The 25,358-nt window shown below is 62.7% G+C and carries 22 protein-coding genes and 1 other RNA gene; 6 read left to right on the top strand and 17 right to left on the bottom strand.

Annotated elements, in window-relative coordinates; all coding sequences use genetic code 11:
* From murC to C5L10_RS16600, 16 genes are all read right to left on the bottom strand, one after another.
* Positions 1 to 1,410 (bottom strand): UDP-N-acetylmuramate--L-alanine ligase, encoded by a 1,410-nt coding sequence (murC, locus tag C5L10_RS16675; protein ID WP_105430587.1) that lies wholly within the window; start codon positions 1,408 to 1,410, stop codon positions 1 to 3.
* On the bottom strand, positions 1,407 to 2,531 hold the full coding sequence (gene murG, locus C5L10_RS16670; protein ID WP_105430586.1) for an undecaprenyldiphospho-muramoylpentapeptide beta-N-acetylglucosaminyltransferase: 1,125 nt from the start codon (positions 2,529 to 2,531) through the stop codon (positions 1,407 to 1,409). Before murG ends, murC begins: the two co-directional genes overlap by 4 nt.
* A gap of 7 nt (positions 2,532 to 2,538) precedes the next feature.
* Positions 2,539 to 3,693 (bottom strand): putative lipid II flippase FtsW, encoded by a 1,155-nt coding sequence (gene ftsW, locus C5L10_RS16665; RefSeq protein ID WP_105430585.1) that lies wholly within the window; start codon positions 3,691 to 3,693, stop codon positions 2,539 to 2,541.
* Positions 3,694 to 3,718: 25 nt separating this feature from the next.
* The gene (murD, locus tag C5L10_RS16660) at positions 3,719 to 5,116 is read right to left on the bottom strand and encodes a UDP-N-acetylmuramoyl-L-alanine--D-glutamate ligase (protein WP_105430584.1); all 1,398 of its coding nucleotides are present in this window, start codon (positions 5,114 to 5,116) and stop codon (positions 3,719 to 3,721) included.
* Between the two features lie 7 nt (positions 5,117 to 5,123).
* Positions 5,124 to 6,227, bottom strand: a complete 1,104-nt coding sequence (gene mraY, locus C5L10_RS16655; protein ID WP_046633517.1) for a phospho-N-acetylmuramoyl-pentapeptide-transferase — start codon at positions 6,225 to 6,227, stop codon at positions 5,124 to 5,126.
* A gap of 30 nt (positions 6,228 to 6,257) precedes the next feature.
* Complete coding sequence (locus tag C5L10_RS16650; RefSeq protein WP_105430583.1) at positions 6,258 to 7,688, bottom strand: UDP-N-acetylmuramoylalanyl-D-glutamyl-2,6-diaminopimelate--D-alanyl-D-alanine ligase; 1,431 nt, start codon at positions 7,686 to 7,688, stop codon at positions 6,258 to 6,260.
* Entirely contained in the window at positions 7,685 to 9,145 is a 1,461-nt protein-coding gene (locus tag C5L10_RS16645) for a UDP-N-acetylmuramoyl-L-alanyl-D-glutamate--2,6-diaminopimelate ligase (RefSeq protein WP_105430662.1), read from the bottom strand. The genes C5L10_RS16650 and C5L10_RS16645 overlap by 4 nt, the downstream gene beginning before the upstream one ends.
* Before the next feature lie 59 nt (positions 9,146 to 9,204).
* Positions 9,205 to 10,947, bottom strand: a complete 1,743-nt coding sequence (locus tag C5L10_RS16640) for a penicillin-binding protein 2 (RefSeq protein ID WP_105430582.1) — start codon at positions 10,945 to 10,947, stop codon at positions 9,205 to 9,207.
* Positions 10,947 to 11,408, bottom strand: a complete 462-nt coding sequence (locus C5L10_RS16635) for a hypothetical protein (RefSeq protein WP_046667577.1) — start codon at positions 11,406 to 11,408, stop codon at positions 10,947 to 10,949. Before C5L10_RS16635 ends, C5L10_RS16640 begins: the two co-directional genes overlap by 1 nt.
* A gap of 3 nt (positions 11,409 to 11,411) precedes the next feature.
* Positions 11,412 to 12,437, bottom strand: coding sequence for a 16S rRNA (cytosine(1402)-N(4))-methyltransferase RsmH (rsmH, locus tag C5L10_RS16630; RefSeq protein WP_105430581.1), 1,026 nt, complete (start codon positions 12,435 to 12,437; stop codon positions 11,412 to 11,414).
* 14 nt (positions 12,438 to 12,451) lie between these two features.
* Positions 12,452 to 12,886 (bottom strand): division/cell wall cluster transcriptional repressor MraZ, encoded by a 435-nt coding sequence (mraZ, locus tag C5L10_RS16625; RefSeq protein WP_245440363.1) that lies wholly within the window; start codon positions 12,884 to 12,886, stop codon positions 12,452 to 12,454.
* 449 nt (positions 12,887 to 13,335) lie between these two features.
* An RNA gene (gene rnpB, locus C5L10_RS16620) (RNase P RNA component class A) lies at positions 13,336 to 13,770 on the bottom strand.
* Between the two features lie 70 nt (positions 13,771 to 13,840).
* Positions 13,841 to 15,031 (bottom strand): FAD-binding oxidoreductase, encoded by a 1,191-nt coding sequence (locus tag C5L10_RS16615; RefSeq protein ID WP_105430661.1) that lies wholly within the window; start codon positions 15,029 to 15,031, stop codon positions 13,841 to 13,843.
* A 67-nt stretch (positions 15,032 to 15,098) separates the two neighbouring features.
* Entirely contained in the window at positions 15,099 to 15,695 is a 597-nt protein-coding gene (locus C5L10_RS16610) for a lytic transglycosylase domain-containing protein (protein WP_046667575.1), read from the bottom strand.
* A 243-nt stretch (positions 15,696 to 15,938) separates the two neighbouring features.
* Positions 15,939 to 16,700 (bottom strand): N-acetylmuramoyl-L-alanine amidase, encoded by a 762-nt coding sequence (locus C5L10_RS16605; protein WP_046667573.1) that lies wholly within the window; start codon positions 16,698 to 16,700, stop codon positions 15,939 to 15,941.
* Positions 16,697 to 17,446 carry a DnaJ family molecular chaperone gene (locus tag C5L10_RS16600; protein ID WP_046667572.1) on the bottom strand — a complete coding sequence of 250 codons (750 nt, stop codon included), beginning with the start codon at positions 17,444 to 17,446 and terminating at the stop codon, positions 16,697 to 16,699. Before C5L10_RS16600 ends, C5L10_RS16605 begins: the two co-directional genes overlap by 4 nt.
* A 327-nt stretch (positions 17,447 to 17,773) precedes the next feature.
* Here C5L10_RS16600 and C5L10_RS16595 point away from each other — a divergent pair, with 327 nt between their 5' ends.
* The 3 genes from C5L10_RS16595 (at position 17,774) to C5L10_RS34905 (ending at position 20,886) form a co-directional block, all read left to right on the top strand.
* Positions 17,774 to 18,985 (top strand): pyrophosphate--fructose-6-phosphate 1-phosphotransferase, encoded by a 1,212-nt coding sequence (locus tag C5L10_RS16595; protein WP_046667571.1) that lies wholly within the window; start codon positions 17,774 to 17,776, stop codon positions 18,983 to 18,985.
* A 48-nt stretch (positions 18,986 to 19,033) separates the two neighbouring features.
* Positions 19,034 to 19,669 carry a LysE family translocator gene (locus C5L10_RS16590; protein ID WP_046667570.1) on the top strand — a complete coding sequence of 212 codons (636 nt, stop codon included), beginning with the start codon at positions 19,034 to 19,036 and terminating at the stop codon, positions 19,667 to 19,669.
* 101 nt (positions 19,670 to 19,770) lie between these two features.
* The gene (locus C5L10_RS34905) at positions 19,771 to 20,886 is read left to right on the top strand and encodes a transglycosylase SLT domain-containing protein (RefSeq protein ID WP_052754749.1); all 1,116 of its coding nucleotides are present in this window, start codon (positions 19,771 to 19,773) and stop codon (positions 20,884 to 20,886) included.
* 41 nt (positions 20,887 to 20,927) lie between these two features.
* On the opposite strand, the gene C5L10_RS16575 is transcribed toward C5L10_RS34905, so the two are convergent.
* Complete coding sequence (locus C5L10_RS16575; RefSeq protein ID WP_105430659.1) at positions 20,928 to 22,280, bottom strand: serine hydrolase; 1,353 nt, start codon at positions 22,278 to 22,280, stop codon at positions 20,928 to 20,930.
* A gap of 166 nt (positions 22,281 to 22,446) precedes the next feature.
* Here C5L10_RS16575 and C5L10_RS16570 point away from each other — a divergent pair, with 166 nt between their 5' ends.
* The 3 genes from C5L10_RS16570 (at position 22,447) to C5L10_RS16560 (ending at position 25,293) form a co-directional block, all read left to right on the top strand.
* Positions 22,447 to 23,694, top strand: coding sequence for a DUF3419 family protein (locus tag C5L10_RS16570; protein WP_105430578.1), 1,248 nt, complete (start codon positions 22,447 to 22,449; stop codon positions 23,692 to 23,694).
* A gap of 11 nt (positions 23,695 to 23,705) precedes the next feature.
* A complete protein-coding gene (locus tag C5L10_RS16565) occupies positions 23,706 to 24,362 on the top strand; it encodes a class I SAM-dependent methyltransferase (RefSeq protein WP_245448024.1) in 657 nt (218 codons plus the stop codon).
* Between the two features lie 145 nt (positions 24,363 to 24,507).
* Positions 24,508 to 25,293: a GH25 family lysozyme gene (locus tag C5L10_RS16560; RefSeq protein WP_105430658.1), complete on the top strand. Its 786-nt coding sequence runs from the start codon at positions 24,508 to 24,510 to the stop codon at positions 25,291 to 25,293.
* Positions 25,294 to 25,358: the final 65 nt, after the last annotated feature.

The raw sequence follows: 25,358 nt of genomic DNA, 5'->3' as shown, positions 1-25,358 counted from the left end.
CTACTGTCCCGATATGCTTTCCAGTTCCTTCGGCAACGCCGCGGCCCACTGTGTGATATTGCCCGCTCCCAGAAGAACCACGAAATCACCCGGCTTCGCAATGCCCGATACAATCGAAGCGAGTTCCGTCGGCGATGCCATGTATCTTGCGTCGCGATGGCCGCCCGAACGGATGCGCGAAATCAGCGTTTCAGAATTGGCACCTTCGATCGGCTCCTCGCCGGCGGCGTAGACCGGCGCCAGGATGATGCTGTCGGCATCGTTGAAGCAATTGGCAAAATCCTCGAAGAGGCTCGACAGACGCGTGTAACGATGCGGCTGGTGCACCGCGATGATGCGGCCCTGGCACGATTCGCGGGCTGCCCGCAGCACGGCCTTGATCTCCACCGGATGGTGACCGTAGTCGTCGAAGATCGAAACGCCGTTCCAGGTGCCCGTCAGGGTAAAGCGCCGCTTGACGCCGCTGAAATTGGCGAGCCCCTTGCGGATATCCTCTTCCGAAATGCCGAGCCGGTTGGCGACGGCGATCGCGGCAGTGGCGTTGGAAATGTTGTGGCGCCCGGGCATCGGCAGTGCAAGATCCTTGAACTGGAACACCCGGCCGGTGCGGCGACGGCGGATTTCCACGTCGAAGATCGACTTGGTGCCTTCCATGCGGACATTCGAGAAACGCGCATCCGCCTGGGGGTTTTCGCCATAGGTGACGATCTTGCGGTCTTCGATGCGGCCGACCAGCGCCTGCACTTCCGGATGATCCAGGCAGAGCACGCCGAACCCGTAGAACGGCACGTTCTCGACGAACTGCCGGAAGGCGGCGCGCACCGCGTCAAAATTGCCGTAATGGTCGAGATGTTCGGGATCGATATTAGTCACGACGGCGACATCGGCGGGCAACTTCAGGAAGGTGCCGTCCGATTCGTCGGCCTCGACCACCATCCACTCGCCCGCGCCCATGCGGGCATTGGTGCCATAGGCGTTGATGATGCCGCCGTTGATGACGGTCGGGTCGAGGCTGCCTGCCTCCAGCAGCGCGGCGACCATCGAGGTCGTAGTGGTCTTGCCATGTGTGCCGCCGATGGCGATCGCGTTGCGGAAGCGCATCAGCTCGGCGAGCATTTCGGCGCGGCGCACGATCGGCAGCGATTTTTCCCGCGCCGCCATCAGCTCCGGATTGTTCTTCTTGATCGCGGTTGAGACGACGACCACCTCGGAATCGCCGATATTCTCGGCCTGGTGGCCGACGAAGACCGGGATGCCCTTGTCGCGCAGTCGCTGGACATTGGCGCCATCGGCCTGGTCGGATCCCTGGACCTTGTGGCCGAGATTATGCAGCACCTCGGCGATACCGCTCATGCCGATACCGCCGATGCCGATGAAATGGACGAGCCCTATGGCCTTCGGCATCTTCATGCGCGCACTCCCTTAAATTCCGAAATCGATTTCCGCTCCGCGATCGCCACGACCAGATCCGCAAGCTGGCCGGTGGCATTCGGCCGTCCGGCGGACTTGGCCGCAGCCGCCATTCTTTCCAGCTTGTCCGGATCCTTCATCGCACCCGAAATGATCGAGGCGAGCTTTTCCGGAGAAAGCTCCGACTGCGGCACGACTTTCGCACCGCCGGTCGCCACCAGCGCCGCGGCATTGGCGGTTTGGTCGTGATCCAGAGCATGCGGGTAAGGCACGAGAATGGCCGGCCGGCCGATCACCGCAATTTCCGACACGGTCGAGGCGCCGGAGCGGCAGATGACCAGATGTGCCGTCGCCAGCCGGTCGGCCATGTCGGAGAAGAACGACGAGATATCGGCGGGTGCCTTGAGCTTCGCAAAGCAGGAGCTGACCCGATCCTTGTCTTCCGGACGCGCCTGCTGGGTAACGACGACACGATCCCGCTCGGCCTGGTCGAGCAGGCTGAGCGCCGTCGGCACGGCCGACGAGAAGAACTGCGCGCCCTGGCTGCCGCCGAACACGACCAGCCGGAACGGATCGTCGCCGCGGGAGGCGACATAGGGAATATTGGAGGCCGCAAGCACGGCGAGACGCACCGGATTGCCCGTCGTGACGATCTTGTCCGCATAGGGACCGCTGCCCTCCGGCAGGAACCCGCCGGCGATCGCCTGGACCTTGGCGGCCAGTGCCTTGTTGGCGCGGCCCATCACGGCGTTCTGTTCATGGATCATCGTCGGCACGCCCATGGCGGTCGAGGCCATCAGCGGCGGCACGGTTGGGTAGCCGCCGAAACCGACGACGGCGAGCGGCTTCAGGCGGCCTATCAGGCGGCGCGCGGCCCGCAGGCCCGTCCACAGCTTCCAGCCGGTGCGGGCGAGCGCGATCGGGTTCTTCGATCCGAACGTGGCGGATGGAACGACATGGATTTCGTCGGCCGGAAACGTGCCGGCATAACGCTCGGCCCGGCTGTCGGTGACGAGATGCACGGAATAACCCCGCGCCTTCAGTTCGTGTCCCAGCGCTTCCGCCGGAAACACATGACCGCCGGTTCCCCCGGCGGCAAGCAATACGATGCCCTTGGTCATTGGACTTTTACTCCGCGGGTACGCCCTGGGCGACCCGGAACAGGCTCCGCTCTTGCGCTCGCTTCTCCGGACGATGGCGGGTCAGCGCCAGGATGAAGCCTGCAGTGATGCAGATCGCGATCATCGAGGAGCCGCCATAGGAGATCAAGGGGAGCGTCATGCCCTTGGCCGGCATGAGTTCGAGATTGACGCCGATATTGATGAGCGACTGCATGCCGATCTGCAGCACGAGGCCAGCGACCGCGAACCGGTTGAAGTCGTTGCGCTCCTTGAAGGCGTGGTTCAGGCCGCGCAGCACGATGAAGGCGAAGATCGCCACAAGTGCCATACAGAAGATAATGCCGAATTCTTCGGCTGCAACGGAGAACACGAAGTCCGTGTGGCTGTCCGGCAGGATGCGCTTGACGATGCCCTCGCCAGGCCCCTGCCCTAACCAGCCGCCCTGCAGGATCGCTTCATGCGCGGTCTCGATCTGGAAGCGGTCGCCCTCGCCGGTCAGGAACTTGTCGAAGCGGGCAGTCACGTGCGGCAGCATGTAATAGGCGGTGACGATGCCGCCCGCACCGACGCCGCCGAGCAGCACGATCCACAGCCAGGGCATGCCGGCCATGAAGAACATCCCCCCCCAGACGACGCTGGTCAAAATCGTCTGGCCAAGGTCGGGCTGGGCGACGAGCAGTGCCGCGACGATGCCGAACAGGATGATCGCGAAGAGATTGCCGGGGATTTCCGGCTGCCGCGCGTGCTCTGCAAACAGCCAGGCGCAGACGACGACGAAGGCCGGCTTCATGAATTCCGACGGCTGGATCGAGAACATTCCGACGCCGATCCAGCGCCGCGATCCCTTGACTTCGACGCCGAAGAACAGCGCCAGCACCATCAGCGTCAGCGAGATGATCAAGAGGACGATCGCGGTTCGCCGCACCTGCCGCGGCGTCAGGAAGGACAGGCCGACCATTACCACCAGCGACGGCAGCAGGAACAGCGCGTGGCGCTCGACGAAGTGGAAACTGCTGAGGCCGATACGCTCGGCGACCGCGGGCGAGGCGGCGAAGGAGAGCATGAAACCGACGCCCATCAGCAAAACGAAGGCGACGAGGAAGAAACGGTCGATCGTCCAGAACCAGTCTGCGAGCGGCCCACGGTCTGCGCGGCTTACCATCTGTCGTTCCCCTTTTCCGTCTCGATCAATCTAAATCGACCAACATCGTGACGCCGTCGAGACCCGCGACATGGCCGACAAAGGCATCGCCGCGAATCTCGAAATTCTTGAACTGATCGAAGCTGGCGCAGGCCGGCGACAACATCACCGCGGACGGTGTCGTGTCGGCTCCTGCATCCGCCGCTGCGTGCGCGACCGCCTTTTCGAGCGTGCCCGAAATCTCGTAGGGCACCGCCTCGCCAAGCGTCGCCGCGAATGCCGGTGCGGCTTCTCCGATCAGATAGCCCTTGACGATACGCGGGAAGAGTGGAGCGAGGCTGACTATGCCACCCTCCTTCGGCAGGCCGCCGGCAATCCAGTAGATGCGGTCGTAGCTGGAGAGCGCCGGCGCTGCCGCATCCGCGTTGGTCGCCTTCGAATCGTTGACGAACACGACCTGGCCCCGGCGGCCGACCGGCTGCATTCGATGCTTCAGACCGGGAAAGGATTTCAGTCCCGCCCGGATCTCGTCCCGCGACACGCCGACCGCCAGGCAGGCGGCGATCGCCGCCGCCGCGTTCTGGGCGTTGTGGCTGCCCTTGAGGGTCTCGATACCGTCGAGATCGGCAAGCAGCGACGCCGCGCCGCCATGCGCCTCAATGATCCGGCTGCCCTCGGCATAGAGGCCGTCGGCAACGACGACCCGCTTGGAAATCCGCTTGACCGCGACACCGGCCCGCTCGACGCGGTCGGCAATCAGGGCGCAGAACGAATCGTCGACGCCGATCACGGCCGTGCCGCTACCGGCAACCAGCAGTTCCTTGACGTCGGCATAATGCTGCATGGTGCCGTGGCGGTCGAGATGATCAGGCGTCAGGTTGAGCAGGATGCCGGCGGTCGGGTTGAGCGTCGGCGCCAGATCGATCTGGTAGGATGAGCATTCGACGACGAAGTAGCGCTCGGCCTTCGGCGGATCGAGCGTCAGGATCGCGGTGCCGATATTGCCGCCGAGCTGGGTATCGCGGCCACTCGACTTGAGAATATGGGCGATCAGCGCTGTGGTCGTCGATTTGCCGTTGGTGCCGGTAATCGCGATGAACGGGCAATCCGGCGCATGCGCCCGACGCTCGCGAACGAAAAGCTCGACATCGCCGATGATCTCGACGCCGGCGGACCGGGCAAGGTCAACGCTCCAATGGGGCTTCGGATGGGTGAGCGGCACGCCCGGCGACAGCACGAAGGCGGCCTGGACAGACCAGTCGATACCGCGCAGATCGGCGGTCGCGATGCCATCGGCCGCCGCCTTGGCAACGCTGTCGGGATTGTCGTCCCAGGCGACCACCTTCGCACCGCCGGCTACCAGGGCCCTGGCCGTGGCCAGTCCCGAGCCGCCGAGGCCGAACAGCGCGACCGGCTTGTCCTTGAATGTGGTGACCGCGATCATCGCCGTGTCACCGCAGCTTGAGCGTCGAAAGGCCGAGCATGGCAAGGCCGACGGCGATGATCCAGAAACGGATCACCACCTGGCTTTCCGTCCAGCCAAGCTTCTCGAAATGGTGATGGATCGGCGCCATCAGGAAGACGCGCCGGCCGGTCATCTTGAAGAAGCCGACCTGGATGATCACCGACAGCGTCTCCATCACGAACAGGCCGCCGACGATCGCCATGACGATCTCGTGCTTGGTGGCAACGGCGACCGAGCCGATCAGGCCGCCGAGCGCCAGCGATCCCGTATCGCCCATGAAGATGGCGGCCGGCGGCGCGTTGAACCAGAGGAAGCCGAGGCCCGCTCCGATCACCGCTCCGAGAATGACGGCGAGTTCCCCGGTGCCGGGGACAAAATTGATCTGCAGGTATCCCGCAAACACCGCGTTGCCGGCGAGATAGGCGATGACGCCGAAGGAAGCCGCGGCGATCATGACCGGCACGATGGCGAGCCCGTCGAGCCCGTCCGTCAGGTTCACCGCATTGCCGGCAGCCACGATGACGAAACCGCCGAACAGCACGAAAAAGACGCCGAGATTGATGAACAGGTCCTTGAAGAAGGGGAAGGCGACCGAGGTACCGAGCGTCGGATTGCTCGACTGGCCGGTGGCGAGCGCCACCCGCATCATGAAGAAGACCGCAATGCCGGCGATCACGAACTCGATGCCGAGGCGGGCCTTGCCGGAAAAGCCCTTGTCGGTCTGCTTGGTGACCTTGAGATAGTCGTCATAGAAGCCGATCGCGCCGAAACCCAGCGTGACGAGCAGGGTCGCAACCACATAGACGTTGGAAAGGTCGGCCCAGAGCAGCGAGCCGCCGACGATGCCGGCGAGAATCATCAAGCCGCCCATGGTCGGCGTGCCGGCCTTCTTGAAATGGGTCTGCGGCCCGTCGGCACGGATCGGCTGTCCCTTGCCCTGCCGCAGGCGAAGCGATGCGATGATCATCGGCCCGAACAGGAAGACGATCAGCGCAGACGTAAAGAGCGCAGCGCCCGTCCTGAAGGTGATGTACCGGAACAGGTTGAAAAATTGGACTTTGTCCGCCAGTTCCACAAGCCAGATCAGCATTCAGCGCCCTTTCTAGAAGCCGCGTCTCAATTAGTGGCGTTCCGTGTCGGAGAATGCCGGGTAGTTGTCAATAAGCGCGGCCACGATCTTGCCGAAACCGATGCCAAGCGAGGATTTCACCATCACCACGTCGCCGGGGATCACCGAACGCACCACAAAATCGGCGAGATTCGCGGTTTTTTCGTAATATTGCACGTCGACGCTGTCGGGCAGCGCGTCGCGCAGCGCTGTCATTTCCGCACCCCCCAGCCAGACATGTTCGATACCGGCGGCGAGCAGCGGACCTGCCAGCTCCTCGTGAACCTTGGCGGAAAACTCGCCCATTTCCAGCATGTCGCCGAGGACCGCAATCCGCCGGCCGGTCAGCTCCGGCGTCGCCGCCGCCAGAAGCGCGATCCCCGCCCGCATCGAGGCAGGGTTGGCGTTGTAGCTCTCGTCGATCAGGGTCAGATGGCCCTCGCCAATGCCGAGGCGGTGGCGCTCGCCCCTGCCCTTGACCGGCTTCAGCCCCGCAAGCGCCGACATGGCACCAGCCATGTCCGCGCCGACCAGCAGGCAGGCGCCGAGGACCGCCATGGCGTTCTCGGCGATATGGCGGCCGGGAGCACCGATATGGACTTCCGAGGTCTCGCCGTTCAGCACCGCCCAGACGACCGAGTTTTCCCCGTTGCCTTCGAAATCCGCCAGCCGGAAATCCGCCTTGGCGTGCTGGCCGAAGGTGTGGACATGCGAGACGCCCGCTTCCTGCGCCTTTTTCTGCAGGAAGCCGAATTGCTTGATGTCGCGGTTGAGGATCGCCGAACCGCCCGGCTCCAGGCCCTCGAAGATCTCGGCCTTGGCGGCTGCAATCTCCTCGAGGTTCTTGAAATGGCCGAGATGGGCGGCGGCGATCGTGGTGATGATCGCCACATGCGGGCGCACCATCTTGACCAGGGGGCGGATCTCGTCGGGATGGTTCATGCCGATCTCGAAGACCCCGAAATCGGTATCGGCCGGCATGCGGGCGAGTGTCAGCGGTACGCCCCAGTGATTGTTGAAGGACGCGACGGCGGCATGCACCTTTCCGGAAGGCGCAAGCGCATGGCGCAGCATCTCCTTGGTGGTGGTCTTGCCGACCGAACCGGTCACCGCGACGATACGGGCCCTGCTGCGGTCACGCGCCGCAAGCGCCAATTTGCCAAGAGCGGCGAGAACGTCCTCCACCACGATCATCGGCACCGTCAATTTGCCGAGCGCGGGCAATTTCGCCTCGTTGACGACGATCAGCGTCGCACCGTTGGCGACCGCGAGGCTCGCATAGTCGTGGCCGTCGACGCGATCACCCTTGATGGCGAAAAAAGCCTCGTCCAGGCCGATGGAACGGCTGTCGATCGAAATGCCGGTGATGCCCGCCGGAAGCGAACCGATCGGGCGGCCGCCCATGGCAGCCGTCAAATCCTCGGATGTCCATAGCCAGTTCAAGGTCTCAGCTCCTCCAGTGCCTTGCGGACTTCGACGTGATCGGAGAACGGCAGGACCGTCGTTCCGATCGTCTGGCCCTCCTCATGGCCCTTGCCCGCGACGATCAGCGTATCGCCCGACCGAAGCATGTCGACCGCCTCGCGGATCGCCTTCGCCCGGTCGCCGATCTCGATCGCGCCCGGAGCCGCCGCCATGATTTCGGAGCGGATCACCTCCGGAACTTCGGAACGCGGGTTGTCGTCGGTGACGATGACGATATCGGCAAGCCGCGTCGCCACGTCGCCCATGATCGGCCGCTTGCCCTTGTCGCGGTCACCGCCGCAGCCGAACACCACGATGACGCGGCCGGTGGTGAAGGGGCGGACGGATGTCAGCACGTTTTCCAGCGCGTCGGGCTTGTGGGCATAATCCACATAGGCGAGCGCACCGGCTTTTGTCTGGCCGATCAGTTCGAGACGCCCCGCAGCACCGACCAGCTTTTCGAGGGCAGCCATCGCAACGGCAGCCGGAACGCCGGTCGACATGGCAAGTCCCGCCGCGACCAGCGCGTTCGCCACCTGGAAATCCCCCGCGAGCGGAATGTCGACTTCGAAAATCTGCTCGCCGACATGAATTTCGGCCGTCTGCTTGTGACGGAAATGCTCGACCCGCTTCAGGCAGAGGTAATCACCCCGGCGACCGACGGTGCGGACTTCGAGGTCTGCGACCGTCGCCACCCGTATCGCCTCCTCCGACCAGGCATCGTCGGCGAAGATGACGACCGGCGCGCCCTTCGGCATCAGCGTATCGAAAAGCCGCATCTTGGCGGCCATGTAGCTCTCGACGGTCGGATGGTAGTCCATGTGGTCGCGGCCGAGATTGGTGAAACCGGCAGCCGCAAGACGAACGCCATCGAGCCGGCTCTGGTCGAGGCCGTGGCTGGAGGCTTCCATGGCGGCATGGGTGACGCCTTCGGCGGCCAGTTCGGAAAGCAGCTTCTGCAGCTCGACCGGATCGGGCGTGGTCAGCGAGCCGTAGTCGTTGCGGGTCGGCGACACCACGCCGGTCGTGCCGATCTGTGCCGCGGCATGGCCGGCATGCGCCCAGATCTGGCGGGTGAACGAGGCAACGGAGGTCTTGCCGGCGGTGCCGGTCACGGCGACCATGGTTTCCGGTTGCGCATGGTAGAAACGGGCGGCCGCCAGTGCCAGGAGCCGGCGCGGATTGGAGACGGCCAGAACCGGAATGCCCGCTTCCGCCGAATGCCCTGCAATCGCCGCGACCGCGCCGCGGGTGGCGGCATCGCCGATATAGCTCGAACCGTCCGCCTTGGTGCCTGCGAGTGCCGCAAAGAGCATGCCGGGCAGAACCTTCCGGCTGTCGGAAGTAAGGCCGGTCACCTGGAGATCGCCTGCAGGCCCGGCCATCAGGTCGGCTATTTCCGGGAAGTTCTGTCCAGCGAGTTCTCGCAATTTCATCGATTGATCGTCCATTCTGAGCGTCATCCCCTCGAATCGTCCGCTCAAGTTGTTATCGCTCAATAAGACACAAGCAGGGCAGAACCGTCATTGCCGAATTTCGGCTTTACACCGAGAATGGGCGCGGCGCGGGTGATGATCTCCTTGACCATCGGCGCGGCAGAAGTTGCGGCAAGCGCTGCGCCGTTGCCCTTGTCGGTCTTCGGTTCATCGCAGAACGTCAGCACGACATATTGCGGGTTGTCCATCGGGAAGGCCGCGAGAAAGGCGTTGAAGTTCTTGTCATGGGCGTAACGTCCATTGACCACCTTGTCCGCCGTACCCGTCTTGCCGCCGACGTTGAAGCCCGCGACGCGCGCATTCCGGCCCGATCCATTGATGCCGTTCCATTCGAACAGGAAGCGCATGTCCTTGCTGGTCGAGGGCTTGAGCACCTGGCTCGCGACCTTGTCGGCTTCTGCTCGGTTGCGCGGCAGGAAGGTCGGCGGGATGTACTTTCCGCCATTGACCAGCGCCGCACCGGCAACCGCCGTCTGCAACGGCGTCGTCGAGACACCGTGGCCGAAGGAAATGGTGACCGAATTGATTTTCTTCCATTCGCGCGGCTGGCTCGGAGAGGCGACTTCCGGAAGCTCCGTGTGCATTTTCGTCAGCAGGCCGAGCTTGGTCAGGAAATCCTTGTGGCCTTCGATGCCGACCGTATCGGCAATCTTGGCGGTGCCGATGTTGGACGAATACTGGAAGATTTCCGGCACGCTCAGCACACGCCCCTTGCCGTGGAAATCCTTGATGGTGAAGCCGCCGATGCGGATCGGGAACCGGGCGTCGAACGTGCTCTGAAGGTTCACCTTGCCGGAATCTAGACCCATGGCGATGGTGAAGGACTTGAAGGTCGAGCCCATTTCGAACGTGCCGTTCGACATGCGGTTGAACCATCCCTCCTCGCCGCCTTCGGCGGGATTGTTGGGATCGAAATCGGGCGCGGACGCCATGGCGACGATTTCGCCGGTATGGACATCGAGAACGACCGCGCCGGCGCCGATGGACCGGTATTTGCTGATCGCCTCGGACACGACGTCGCGGACGATTGACTGGACACGCAGGTCGATGGACAGCTTGACCGGCTCCAGCGGCTGGCTGGAAGTCATGCCGACCGCTGCGAGATCGGCAAGCCCCTGATTGTCGACGTAACGCTCCATGCCGGCAACGCCGCGGTTGTCGATATTGACATAACCGACGACATGCGCGGCGGTCGGGCCGCCCGGATAGAAACGGCGCTTCTCGGGCCGGAAACCGATACCCGGAATGCCGAGTGCCAGGATCTGGCTCTGCTGCTTCGGCGTCAACTGGCGGCGCAGCCACTGGAAACGCGAGTTCGAGGTCAGCTTCGAATAGGTGCCCTTGACGTCGAGGTCGTTCAGAACCGTCGAGAGCTTCTCGATCACCTCGTCGGCATCGACGATCTTGTTGGGCTCGGCAAACAGCGAAACGGTGCGGATGTCGGTCGCCAGAACCGCGCCGTTGCGGTCGACGAGGTCGGGGCGCGACGCCAGAAGGCGGTCCGCCGGCAGGATGCTCGACGTCGTCAGCGGCTGCGCGACGCCATACTGCATCAGCCGGCCGCCGACGACGCAGTAGAAGACCGTGAAACCGGCGATCAGCAGACCGACGCGGTTTTTCGCCTGGGTGGACTTGCGCTTGCGGGTCCCCTCGAACGAGGCCTTCTCGGAGCCGCGGCCACGGCTGCCGGAGGAGAAATGCGCGCGGCTCTTGACGATCATGATGCGGGACAGGAAGGACATCAGCGTTTCACCGATCCTGTGGAAATGACTTCGATGGGGCCGCGCGGCAGCGGCACGGGGATTTTCGCGGCGGGCTTGGCCTTGGCGGCAGCGACCCCCTTCAGCGCGGCGGCAACCTCGCTGTTCTTGCCGGCAATGATGTCCTCGATTGTGGTCTCGGGCTGCGGAAGCCGGGCCTTGGGCATCGGCAGTTCCTTCGGCATCGCGAGCTGCGTCGTCTCCGTGGGAGCCAGCGCCAGTTCGGAACTGTAGACGTTGATCAGCCGGTGCAGGCGGTTCGGCTGGGTCAGCAGAGCCCAGTCCGCCTTCAGGAGATCGATCGTGTCTTTCTCCAGCTTGATTTCCGACTCCAGCCGGCGAACCTCACTGAGCTTCTCGTCGGCGCGGTGCTTGATCGAATAGGTGACGACGGCCGCTGCCGTCATCACGCCGATTAGGACAAGATCGAAGCTACGCAGCATGTATCAGGCTCCCATCTTTGCAAGGCTGGCGAGATCGGGCAGATCGAAAATGGAGATGTCGGCCGATCGTGGCGGAGCTTCCGTCCGAACCCCAGCGCGAAGTTTTGCAGAACGGGCGCGCGGATTGAGTTCCGCCTCCTCGTCGCTCGCCGAGATCATCGACTTGCCGAGCGGCTCGAAGATCGCAGGCTTGGCCTCGACCATCGGCAGGTGGCGCGAGCCGGAGGCCTTGCCGGAACGATCGGCGAAGAACTGCTTGACGATCCGGTCTTCCAGCGAATGGAAGGTGACGACGACCAGCCGGCCGCCGGGCTTCAGCGCCCGCTCGGCCGCAAACAGCGCCTGCGCAAGCTCGCCGAGCTCGTCATTGACGAAGACACGCAGCGCCTGGAAGACGCGGGTCGCCGGATGGATCTTGTCCTTGGCCTTGCGCGGATTGACTGTCTCGATGAGGTTGGCGAGTTCGCGCGTCGTGGTGAAAGGTTCGGTCAGGCGGCGCTTCTCGATGGCGCGGGCGATACGGCCCGAGTGCTTTTCCTCGCCGAGGAAACCGAAGATGCGCGTCAGATCGCCGACCTTGGCGCGATTGACGACATCCGCGGCCGAGACGCCGCTCGCCGACATGCGCATGTCGAGCGGTCCGTTGCGCTGGAAGGAAAAGCCGCGATCGGCCTCGTCGATCTGCATGGAAGACACGCCGATATCGAGCACGATGCCATCGAGCCCGCCTTCCGGCGCGTGGTCGGCAAGGCTGGAGAACTGCGATTGAATGAGGTGGAGACGGCCCTTATGGGCATCGGCCAGCGCCTTGCCGGCGGCAATCGCATTCGGGTCGCGATCGAGCGCGATCACTTCGGCATCGGCGGCAAGAATGGCGGATGTATAACCGCCCGCCCCGAACGTGCCGTCGAGAATGACCTTGCCGGCCCGAGGATCGAGCGCCTCGAGGACTTCCTTCAGAAGAACCGGAATGTGACGAACCGGTCCGCCTTCGGGCTCGGTGGTTCCGTCGCCTGGATTCGCCGCCATTCCGTTCCCCTGTCTTACGCGGGGCGCGAACCGAAGCGCCCCTCTCTCGCCGCCGCCTGCGCCTCGTGGAACGCCTGCGGCTGCCAAAGTTGAAAATGATCCGAGCGCCCAACGAAGGTAACGTCCGAGCTGATTCCTGTGAAGTCGCGGATGAAATCCGTGACCATCAGCCGGCCTTCCGCATCGAGCCTCATGAAGACGCCGCCACCGTGTACGAGCAGCGACATCCGGTTCGCTTCCGGCGAAAAAGGATCGACGGAAGCGATCTGCCGCTCGTAACGATCGAGCAGATCCGGCCCGCCGACGCTGATCGCCGGATAGGTGAAATCCTGGAGGCAATAAAGCTCCTGGATCCCGCGCTCCGAAAGAACCGAACGAAAACTCGCCGGAACGGAGACCCGTCCCTTCGCATCGATCCTGTTCGTCGCATTCGACAGGAAGCGGCTCATCACGCCAAACATCCGCTCCGTTATGGTTCAGGACGGAAGCCCGCCCACCCGTTGACACAACACCAAACACAGCTTCGCCGCCCGGATGGGCGGATAACCGCCCGGCCGTAGGACGACCGAAACTTAAGGATTGACGGGCGCTCATTCGCCCTTGTGCAGTGCGATTTTGGGATACCATGGGACCATATGGGCGTCAATGGGAGAAGCCCCGCTAGCCACTCCCAAGCAGGATTTATTTATAAGCTGTTAAGTTTAACAAAGGGTTATCGAAGGAAGTGAAGAAACCGCCTCGGCAGTGTCCGACAAGTGAAATTTGGACGCCTGTTAAGCTCCGACAAACAAAGGAGCTTTCGAAACTCCTGATATAAACGCTGCGCCGCAAAAAGCAGTCGCAGGACGCCTCTCCCTCGCCAAGGGCGCAGACCGAATCGCGACGGCGGGAGGAGGTAAACGCCAGTTGGCCTGTAAGCCGGGTTCTGTATGGCCCCGGTGCAAGCACCGGAACGTGGCAGCCATTCATCTGGGACGACATTTGCATGCCGCCTCACGCAACCCACCCGGATGACTGGCCCGGAAACAGGCTGTAGCCACGCTTTCACGCGGCCCGTGTCATCCCTATTCGGTCTTGCTCCCGGTGGGGTTTACCTTGCCGCCGCTGTTACCAGAAGCGCGGTGGGCTCTTACCCCACCCTTTCACCCTTACCCCGCCAGCTCTGCCGCTTTGTTTAAAGCGGTACAGCAAGCGGGGCGGTTTCCTTTCTGTGGCACTTTCCCTAGGGTCGCCCCCGCCGGACGTTATCCGGCACCGTGTTTCCGTGGAGCCCGGACTTTCCTCACCCTACCGCCTTTCGGCATTGGTAAAGCGCGGCTGCCCGGCCAACTGGCAGGCGGTCCATAACCGAGATGGAGAGCGAAAGCCATAGGCGAGAAGCAATCAGGCCGGAGATAATCGGCTCAGAGATAATCCGCCCGGAAATCCGTCGAATAGGCATCGTCCCGGATTTTCCCATGGAAGATCAGCTCGGCGCCGAGCCGGCCGATCTCGTCGGAACTCTTGGCCGCCGCCCCGCAACCGCCGCTGAGGATGCCGATTCGGGAGGCATCGGTCATGGCGATTGCCGGATATCCGGTTGGCGTGAACGAGGTGACGCAGGCCGCCATCGACGAGCGCGAGAGATCGAGTTCCGGCATCAGCCGTGTCATGATCTCGGCAAGCCGCGCCCTGGTGCTTTCCCGCCCGCCCGAGCGGAACCAGGCGCGGATGTCCGGCTCGGTCGGCAGCAGCAGATCGTCCGGATCGCCGCCGATCTTCAAATAGATCCTGCCATCGGGATACCGCACCGGCGGAAGGAGATAGATGCCGTCCTCGCCCTCGCCCCATTTCCAGATCAGCGAAGGCACCCTGCCCCAGATGTCCATGGCGGCCTCATCGACCTCGAAGAAGGCGACAGTGCGGGCATAAACGCTCAGGTCGAGGCGTGCGCCGAGCAGCCGTTCGTTGATCGAAAAACCTCCGGCGGCGACCAGCACTTTTTCAGCAAGATAGCTGTTGCCCTCGCTGGTCGTAACGGTGACCTGATCGCCATCTTGGCGCACCGAGAAAACCGTTTCCGGAATGATTTCCGTGCCCTGGCGTTCGGCGATTAGAGCCTGGGCTTTCACCAGCCGGCGCGGATTGATGTGCCCGGCATTCCTGGGCTCCCAGACCCCCTCGCTCGCCTGCGGGAACGAGAAGAAACCGAACCGGTCGGCAAGATCGAGATCCGACAGCGTCTCGGTCGAAACGCCGAGCTTGTTTGCCGCATCGAGGACGTTCGCGACATAGGAAGGTCCCTCGCCCCGCTTCGGCCCGACCAGCAGGCAGCCCGATTCGCTATAGAAATCCACGCCGCTTTCGCGGGCGATCTCGCCGTAACGCTCGATCGAACGGTTGGCGAGGCGCGCCCACACGGGATCGGGATCGATCGTCCGGGTGATGCGCGCCTCGTCGTAGTGGCTGGCAAAGACGCCTTCATGGCGCCCGTAGTCCGCCGGCTCACCGGGACCGACCAACGCAATACCGTCGGTCCAGTTCGAGAGGTAGCGGGCCGCCGCAGCGCCCATCATGCCCCTCCCGATCACGATAAATCTGAACCGTTCCGTCATGCCCTCGCCTTTCGATTCCACCGGCCGAAATGTCTTCTGTCAGAAGCACTTCTAGCCGTTTTCGGAATCAAAATGCCACAGGCGAAAGCGACGCAGTCTGTTCGGCCGTCTGCTCGGCGGTCTCGATCACTGCCTGCACCCGGTTGCAATAGCGCTTGGAAACCGGGTTCATGCGCTTGGCGCCGTGCCCGGCATTGTATTTGAGGATGGTGCCGCAGACCTTGCCGCCGCCGAGTTCGTGTGCGCCGGCCAGATATTTCATCCCGTAGCGGATATTGGTTTCGGGATCGTAGAGGCCGTAGTCGGGGCCTTCATAGCCCATCAGCCGGGCAGTCGCCGGCTTGATCTGCATCAGCCCGATCTCGCCCGCACTGCCCTTGACGGTCGGACGGAAATTGCTCTCGATCTGCACCACCGCCAGCGCAAGCTCTTCCGGAACATCGTATTCGTCCGCATATTTCGCGATCAGCTGGGTATAATGAAGCTGCCGAACCAGGCGCCTGGCTTCGTCGGTGGGCGCGGCAAAACCGGTTTCGCGCGTTTCCCATGGAATGATGAGCGGCTTGGTATAGGTGGTGACGGCGGCGTCCTCAGCACGCACGAGTTCGGTACCCGCGACCAGCATGGCAAGGCCCGCCGCGGCAGCAACAATCATTGTATTCATGTAGGTGAAGTGTCTCCGGACCAACAGGAGCCGCGGGTGTCGTTACGCAAACACCCTCTCAGCGCGTCGCCGGATTGACGGCGCGATGTTTTCACGAATCCTGGTCGTTTATCTCTGCAACCCCCGTCCAACATGGCGGCTGCCGTTAGCGGGTCCTTTAGACCGGGCTAATAAGGAGATGATGTGGCACTGCAAAATTTTGCGATTTCGACGCGGTCCCGAACGACGGGTGCGGCGCCCGCATTAATTGAATTTTGGCAAGGACTTGAGCAGGCGATGCAAGGTGTCGATCGTCGAGAAATCGGCAATCCCGTCGACGAGCTGCGGCCGGAAATGACGCTGGAACGCCTCGACCACGCCCTTCGTTCGCTCGCAGAAATTTCCCGTGATTTCAATTCCGTAGCCGTACAGCGACAGCATCGACTGCAGGGCCTCGATAGGCTGGCCGCTCTCGCCGAACTGGAAAAACCGTCCGCCGCTGATTTGCGCTGGATCGATCCAATGACCTATCCCGTCAAGGTGCAATTTTTCCCAGGGGAAATTTTCGCCCGGATCGACCTTGCGGATAGGGGCGATATCGGAATGTCCAAGCACCCTTTCCGGCCGGATTTGCCACCTTTGGCCGCAATCGCGACACAATTCGACGACGGCCTGGATCTGCGCGGGCGGATAGTCCGGCAGGCCGCCGGGGTGGCCCGGATTGGCGATCTCGATGCCGATCGAACAGGAATTGATATCGGTCTCGCCGGCCCAGGAGCTCTTGCCGGCATGCCAGGCGCGGCGATCCTCCGGCACGAGCTGCACCACGCCTCCATCCTCGCGGACGAAATAGTGGCTCGAGACCTGGCTCTCCTCATTGCAGAGCCAGGAGAGCGCCTGATCGCCGCTCGGCATGCCCGTATAGTGCAGGATGATCATGTCGGGCCTGCGCCCGCCGGCGCGCTCGCCGTGATTGGGAGAAGGCCTTACCGTCGCGCCGGCATAGTCGGCGTAAAACGGCGTCATGCGGCGCGGCGCTCTTTCTCGATTGCCGAATATGCGGCATTGAGTGCCGCCATGCGCTCATTGGCGGCGGCATGTAGCGAAGCCGGAACGCCGCGAGCGATCAACCGGTCCGGGTGATGTTCGGACACCAGCGAGCGGTACTGCTTGCGGATCTTGGCGAAATCGTCTTGCGGCGAAACGCCGAGCACAAGATAGGGGTCCCGTCCGTCAAGATGCACGTGCCGCGCCATGATGCGGCGGAAATGCCCCTCGTCGATGCGGAAGATTTCGGCGATGCGCGACAGGAACGCCAGCTCCGCCTCATGCACCAGGCCGTCCGCCTTGGCGATATGGAACAGCCCGTCGACCACGTTTTCCAGCATCGGGCAGTTTGCAGCCTTGCCCGCACCGGGGCTGCACAGGCCGGCGAGCTTCGTCGCATAGGCTTCGTAACCCGCGACGTCCTGGCGCGCGAGGTTATAGAGGCGCGCGACGTTGCGGGCTTCCTCGTCGGGAAAGTCGAATATCTGCTGAAAGGCCTTGACCTCGGCCTCGCTGACGATACCGTCAGCCTTCGCCATCTTGGCCGACAGCGCGATGATGGCGACCGAGAAAGACACCTGCCGGCGTGTTTCCGGATCGCCCTCGAACGTCGTGCGGATCACCTCGATGACACGGCCGAGCGCATTCCCGGCCGCGTCGCCCATGGCGCCGAGAAGCCGTTCCCAAAGGGAGGAAAAGTGAAGGCAGGCAAAATCCCAGATCATGAGCGCAGTGGACCAGATTATAATTGGGATTGCAAGGCGACCGACGGCCCGTCTTAGATTAAACTATGTTCATGTTTTCCGAACAATCACCGGCGCTCACGGACAGGTGACCCTGCACTTCGGGACAATTGCAAAGCCTCCGAATCTCTTTTTCCACAAGCACGATCAAGGGGCGGCGGCAGTTGAATCGATTATATTAGGCTCTCCTGCGCCGAGAAGTCGAAGCTGCGGTTTTTCTTGAGAAATTCACTTTACAGGGGCCTGTCTCTGTCGCATCCATTCCAGCGGTTTTGAACTGTACGCGAGCATGCGCGTCAAGGAGGATCGATGGCCAAACAGAAAGTAGCAATGCTGACCGCAGGGGGCCTCGCGCCTTGCCTGTCTTCCGCCGTCGGCGGCCTGATCGAGCGCTACAACGACGTCGCGCCGGATATCGAGATGGTCGCCTACCGTTCCGGTTATCAGGGCGTCCTGCTCGGCGACCGCATCGAAATCACCAACGACATGCGCGAAAACGCCTATCTGCTGCACCGCTACGGCGGCTCGCCGATCGGCAACAGCCGCGTCAAGCTCACCAATGCCGCGGACTGCGTCAAGCGCGGCCTCGTCAAGGAAGGCGAGAACCCGCTCCGCGTCGCCGCCGAGCGGTTGGCGGCCGATGGGATCACCATCCTCCACACGATCGGCGGCGACGACACCAACACGACGGCCGCCGACCTCGCAGCCTATCTCGGCGCCAATGGCTACGACCTGACCGTCGTCGGCCTGCCAAAGACCGTCGACAACGATATCGTGCCGATCCGCCAGTCGCTCGGCGCCTGGACGGCCGCCGAAGTCGGCGCCTCTTTCTTCGACAACGTTTCGAACGAGCAGAGTGCCGCTCCTCGCACATTTGTGATTCACGAAGTGATGGGACGTCACTGCGGCTGGCTTACCGCCGCGACCGCACGGGCCTATATTCAGAAGACCAAAGGCAACGAATATGTCGAGGGCTTCATGATGAACAGCGCGATGAAGAACATCGATGGTGTCTACCTGCCCGAGATGGCCTTCGACCTCGACAAGGAGGCCGCGCGCCTCAAGGACGTCATGGACCAGCGCGGTTTCGTGACCTTGTTCGTTTCGGAAGGTGCCGGCCTCGATACGATCGTCGCCGAGCGGGAAGCCGCAGGCGAATCGATCAAGCGGGACGCATTCGGCCATGTGAAGATCGACACGATCAATGTCGGCGGCTGGTTCCAAAAGCAGTTCGCGGCACTGATCGGCGCCGATCGCTCGATGGTGCAGAAATCCGGCTACTTCGCCCGCTCGGCGCCGGCAAACGGTAACGACCTGCGGCTCATCCAGGGCATGGTCGATCTCGCCGTCGAAAGCGCATTGAACAAGGTCTCTGGCGTTACCGGCCACGACGAGGACCAGGGCGGAAAACTGCGCACGATCGAATTTCCCAGAATCAAGGGTGGAAAACATTTCGATCTGACTGCAAAATGGTTCGGCGAAGTGATGGATCATATCGGCCAGCCCTTCGAAGAGGCTTGAGACAGGAAATTAGCGGGCGCCGCTCACGGGCGTCCGGGAGGAAATGGAATGACGGCTGACATCTGGCTCGCTTTTGCTGCGACCGCGATCTTTCTCGCCCTCCTTCCGAGCCCTATCGCTTGTCTGACTGCCAGTTTCTCTCTCCAGCGCGGTCGCCGCACGGCGATCGCGACGGTCCCGGGGCTTGCCGTCGGAATGTCGGCGGCGCTGATCGTGGCGATGATCCCCATGGCCCTGATCGCCGTCTATCTTCCCAAGCTCATCGACGTGATCTCCTGGGCAGGGCTCGGTTATCTGATGCTCTATGTGATCTGGTCCTACCAGGATCCACGAATCTCCGGCCCGATTGCCGATAACGACAATCTTCCCGAATGTCGGGCAGCGCGAATCTTCGGATGCCTGTTCGGCAAATCCGCCTTCCGGGCGCGTTATGCCGTCGTCCTTGCAGCCGTGCTCGCCCAGTTCGTCGATCCCGACCGCTCCCTCCTGCCCCAGCTTCTCGAAATGCAGGCGACTTTCCTTGTCTGCGCCGCGCTTGGAGCCGGAATTCATGTGCTTTTTCCGCGCCGCGTGCTCAACCGCCGGCGGCGGCCCGCCAACCTCAACTCCGCCTCACGCAAGCCCCAGACGCGCTTCATTTCGCGGCGCGCGGTCACAGCCGGCTATCGCCGGATCGCCGCCTGACGCTCGCCATCTTGTCGGACGCTGCCCAATAGGTTAATCAAAACACTCTTTTGGTGGCGTTTGGGCGGACTGGGGTAACCATTTTTCATGAAAGCGACCCAATGGCGATAATCCGATTCCTCGGCCGCGGGACGGCTGTGGCGTGCGCCGTTTCTTCGGTTCTGGCCGGATGTTCGAGCGTCGAGCGCGAGCAAAAGCTTGCAGCGACACAGACGGTTGCCCCGACCAGCGGCCAGGCGACGGGACCTGTCCAGACGGCCTCCGCGGATGGCCAGACGACTATCCAGTACAAATCCGATCTCCCGGTAAACGGGCAGGCCCAGACTGCAGGCCAGATCACCCCTCCGGGAGTTCAGGTCGCCTCGGCCGCCCAGACCGTCGGCACACAGCCGACCGTGGCGCTTGCCAAGTCCGCAAGACTTCCCGTGCCGGTGCCTGCCACCGCCGATGCGATGTCGGTTCAGTCCGCCGCAATGGCATCGCCCACCATGGCGCCGCTCGTCGCTTTCGCCCCCGCGCCCGGCCCGGCGATGATGCCGCCGCCCGTTGCTCCGACCACATCGACAATTCTCGCGTCGGCCCAGCCGGCGAACCTTGCGGCGCCAAAGGGCGGACGCCTCGTGTCGCCGCCGATCGCGCCAGCGGTTAGCGAAGGCAAGATCCAGCCGGCGGCAGCTTCGGCGATCGCGCTGGACGAACGGGAGCTGACACCGGACATGGTCGCGCTGCAGACCGTCGTCCCGACCCCACGCCCGGACACTGCGACGCTTGCCTATGCAGCGCAGCCGAGAGCCGTTGCCGCCTTGTCCGCCGTGGAATTCCCGCCGGCTCCCGGCGAGCCGATGCCGTCCACGGCCACCGGTGCGCCGCCGGAATTGAGCAAGCTCATCAAGCGTTATGCCGGCATGTACGGCGTGCCGGAATCGCTGGTGCACCGCGTCGTGCATCGGGAAAGCAAGTACGATCCCAAGGCCTATCACAAGAACGGCTACTGGGGCCTCATGCAGATCAAGTATTCGACCGCCAAATCGATGGGCTACGAAGGCCCGCCGGCCGGCCTGCTCGATGCCGAGACCAATCTCAAATACGCGATCAAATATCTGCGCGGCGCCTGGCTTGTCGCCGACAACAGAAACGACAATGCCATCAAGCTCTACGCGCGCGGTTATTATTACGACGCCAAACGCAAGAACATGCTGGACGTCCTGGAGAAATAACCGGGCTGAAAGTGCCTCGATCGAAAATGTTCAGCGGCGCCTCAGGGCGCCGTTGTTGTTTTCACCACCTCGGCGACCAGCCGGGTCGGATCGTAACGATTCCAGCTTGGCGTCAGCCCGAGCCGCACCACCACCAGATCGAGCGACGGGATGATCGTGATGGTCTGCCCGTCATGCCCCTGCAGGAAAAACGCATCCGTCGGGATGTCCGGATTATTCTTTCCCGGCAGCCATGTCTGCATTTTCGAATAACGGCCGTTCGACGTGGCGTTGGCCTGGTGCATCAGGGTGACGAAACCAGGCGGCAGGATCCGGTTGCCGTTCCAGACGCCGTCCCGCGCAAGCAGCAGCCCGATCCGGGCCCAGTCGCGCGCGGTCGCATACATATACGAACTGCCGACGAAGGTGCCTGCCGCATCGGTCTCCATGACGGCGCTTTGCATGCCGAGCGGGCCGAACAGCGCGTTACGGGGATAGGACAACGCCGCAGTCCTGTCGCCGATCCGGTCCATCCAGATCTTCGAGAGCATCACGGCCGTGCCGGAAGAATAGCCGAACCGCGTGCCGGGATCAGCCTCCAGCGGCTGGTCGGCCGCGAAATTCGCCATGTCCGGCTCGAGATAGAGCATGCGGGTGACATCGGCGACCGTGCCGTAACTTTCATTGAAGGCAAGCCCGCTTTCCATGGCGGCGAGGTCGGTAATCCGGATATCGCCGCGCTGGTTGCCCTGCCATTGCGGGAACAGGACCTTGTCGTCCAGCGAAAGCTTTCCGTCTCGAATGAGCGTGCCGAGGATAGCGGCATTCACGGTCTTGGTCATCGACCAGCCGAGCAGCGGCGTATCCTTGGAAAAACCGGTCGAATAGGTCTCGCCGACGATCCGTCCCCGCTTGACCACGACCGCCGCTCGAAGGCCCGGACCGACAAGACCAGCATCTGAAAGAAGCCGCGCAACCGACGGATCGGATTCGACTTTTCCGCCCTCCGGCCAAAGAACGGACGAATCGACTGACGTAACAGCAGGCACCGGAATGCCGACAGTTACCGCGGGCGCGCCATCGGGGACGACAGCGCAGCCGAGCCCTTCGCGATAGACCGCGTCATTGCCGGCAAAAATGCCGAGCAGCGCTGCATGAACCCGTTTCTCCGGTCGATCGACGGAGACCCGCATCAATTTCAGAAGCGGGTGACCCGGAGCCTGCACGTCGACGGCGAGGACCTCGCTGCTGTCGCGGCCGGCAAGGAAGACGTTCGAGCACACCATCTTGGCTGAATAGCCGCTTCCGACCCTCAGCAGTTCCGGCGGTAAGGTATAGAGCCAGATCCCAAGCCCGATCAGGCCGACGACGATGACGCCGCAGAGGATTTTCACGAACCGCACCAACAACCGCATGCCTGCCTCCATTTCAAGGGCCGCATGCAATCAGGATTCTCGACGCCAAGGAAGGGGTGTTCGGCCGCCCTGGGGCCGATCGGCGGACTGGCCACAGGCGGCGTCATCAATCTGTAGCATGACAGGTTTACACGCGCTGAAACTCTGGACAAAGCGGGACTCGACCATGGCGGATATTGCACAGGAAGCCGGTTTTCGGAAAAACCAGAAGCTGAAGGACGCCCTTCTGCAGCATAAAGCTCTATCCCGGCAGGGTTTCTCAGAAAGGCTTTTCGGCCTCCTGTTCTCCGGTCTCGTCTACCCGCAGATCTGGGAAGACCCGGAAGTCGACATGACCGCCATGGAGCTTTCCGGCGAGCATTCGATCGTCACTATCGGTTCCGGCGGCTGCAACATGCTCGCCTATCTGTCCCGTTCGCCGAAGAAGATCGACGTCGTCGACTTGAACCCGCACCACGTCGCACTGAACCGCCTGAAGCTCGCCGCCTTCCGCCACCTGCCCGGCCATGGCGATGTCGTGCGCCACTTCGGCATGGACGGCATCCGTACCAACAGCAAGAGCTACGATGCGTTCATCGCGCCGAACCTCGATGCCGCGACCCGCGCCTACTGGGGCAAGCGTTCGCTCGCCGGCCGCCGTCGGATCGAAGTGTTCGACCGCAATATCTACAAGACCGGCCTGCTCGGCCGCTTCATCGGCGCCGGCCACCTGATCGCCCGCCTGCATGGCATCGACCTGACCAAAATGGCCGACGCCAAATCGTTGCGCGAACAGCGCCAGTTCTTCGACGATCGCATCGCTCCGCTGTTCGACAGGCCGCTGATCCGCTGGATCACCAGCCGCAAGAGCTCGCTGTTCGGCCTCGGCATTCCGCCGCAGCAATATGACGAGCTGGCGAGCCTTGCCTCCGACGGCTCGATCGCCCCGGTGCTGCGCCAGCGCCTCGAAAAGCTCGCCTGCCATTTCCCGCTGCGCGACAACTATTTCGCCTGGCAGGCCTTTATGCGACGTTATCCGAAGCCGGAAGAAGGCACGCTGCCGACCTATCTCAAGGCTGAAAACTACCGCGCGATCCGCGACAATGCCGAGCGCGTCACGGTCCACCATGCCAGCTTCACGGAACTGCTGGCCCAGAAGTCCGCCGGCTCGGTCGATCGCTACGTGCTACTCGACGCGCAGGATTGGATGACGGACGAGCAATTGAACGACGTCTGGTCGGAAATCAGCCGCACGGCCGCGCCCGGTGCCCGCGTGATCTTCCGCACGGCGGCCGAAAAGAGCGTGCTCGACGGTCGCCTTTCCCCGGCCCTTTTCGACCAGTGGTCCTATCTGGAAGAACGCTCCAACGAACTCAACCTGGAAGACCGGTCGGCAATTTACGGCGGTTTCCACATCTATGTGAAAAAAGCCTGATGGCGACGGATATGGCGAGTAACTCCCTGCCGACTGGCCACGCCGAGCGCATGGACCGGATGTACCGGTATCAGCGCCATATCTACGACATCACCCGCAAATACTACCTCTTCGGCCGCGACCGGGCGATTGCGGGATTGAATGTCCCGCCGAATGCCTCGCTGCTCGAAGTTGGCTGCGGCACGGGCCGCAACCTCGCCCTCGCCCACCGGCAATATCCGGCGGCCAGGCTCTACGGCCTCGATATCTCCGCTGAGATGCTGGAAAGCGCCAGGGCCAATTTCCGCGGCAAGCCGATTATCCCGGAGTTTCGCGTCGCCGACGCCACCAATTTCAAAGCGGAAGAGTTCGGTGCGACCGGCTTCGATCGCATCCTGATTTCCTACGCCTTGTCGATGATTCCCGACTGGGAAAAGGCGATCGATGCCGCGCTTGCGGCCTTGGCGCCGCATGGCTCCCTCCATATCGTCGATTTCGGCCAGCAGGAACGGCTGCCAAGCTGGTTCGGGCGGTTCCTGAAGGCCTGGCTCATGCGTTTCCACGTCACGCCGCGGCCAAACCTGCACGAAGTGCTGGAAAGCAAGCTGGCGGCCGCCGATGCCGACATGATCTTCGAGGAGATCGGCCGGGGGTATGCGTGGCACGCTGTCATCCGCCGCCGCGGCTGAAGCGTTGGGTTCCCGCATCTCCGGCATGAAATCCTCTTGCCCTAACCGATTTTTTACGACGTTATGGTGAATATGGAGTTCATGCCTCCCTGTTTTGCGTCGAACGGGGCAAGAGGCTTCCACGTCGACACTACACGGGATGTTCATGCCTCGGCTCCTTCTGGCCCTCCTTGCCACCGCGCTCCTTGCCACGGGATGCACATCCTCAAGTTATGACCTGATGGAAACGTCATCGGTCAAGAAGATGCGGTTCAAGGACAGCGATCCCCAAGATTTCGGCAAAACTCATCCGGGGCTCCACGAGGTCCACGGCATCGATGTTTCCAAGTGGAACGGCACCGATATCGACTGGCCAGCCGTAAAGAAATCCGGCATCGCTTTCGTCTTCATCAAGGCGACGGAAGGCAAGGACCGAATCGACCCGACCTTCGAACTGAACTGGCGGGGCGCCGCATCTGCCGGCATTCCCTATGCCCCCTACCACTTCTATTATTTCTGCTCGACAGCCGACGAACAGGCCGACTGGTTCATCAACAACGTGCCCAGGGACGCGGTGAAGCTGCCGCCAGTCCTCGACATGGAATGGAACCATTCCTCCCCGACCTGCAAGACCCGCCCCGATCCCGAGACCGTGCGCGCCTCCATGCAGCGCTTCATGGACCGCGTCGAGGCCTATTACGGCAAGCGGCCGATCATCTATACGTCGGTGGATTTCCACCGGGACAATCTGGTCGGCGCCTTCAGCAACCACCACTTCTGGCTCCGCGCCGTGGCGCAGCATCCGACCAAGATCTACCCGGATCGCCGCTGGGCTTTCTGGCAGTATACCTCGACGGGCGTCGTGCCGGGCATCAAGGGCGAGATGGATATCAACGTCTTTGCGGGCACGTCCAAGAACTGGCACAACTGGGTTGCGGCAGTCTCAAAGTAAACCCCATGCACCAGGCGAAACAGGTGTCTGGCAATGTGTGAGCAGTTGCGATAAAAACTGCGCCA

The sequence above is a fragment of the Neorhizobium sp. T6_25 genome (genome assembly GCF_002968555.1).
Taxonomy (GTDB): domain Bacteria; phylum Pseudomonadota; class Alphaproteobacteria; order Rhizobiales; family Rhizobiaceae; genus Neorhizobium.
This window is presented reverse-complemented; position numbering and strand designations above follow the sequence as displayed.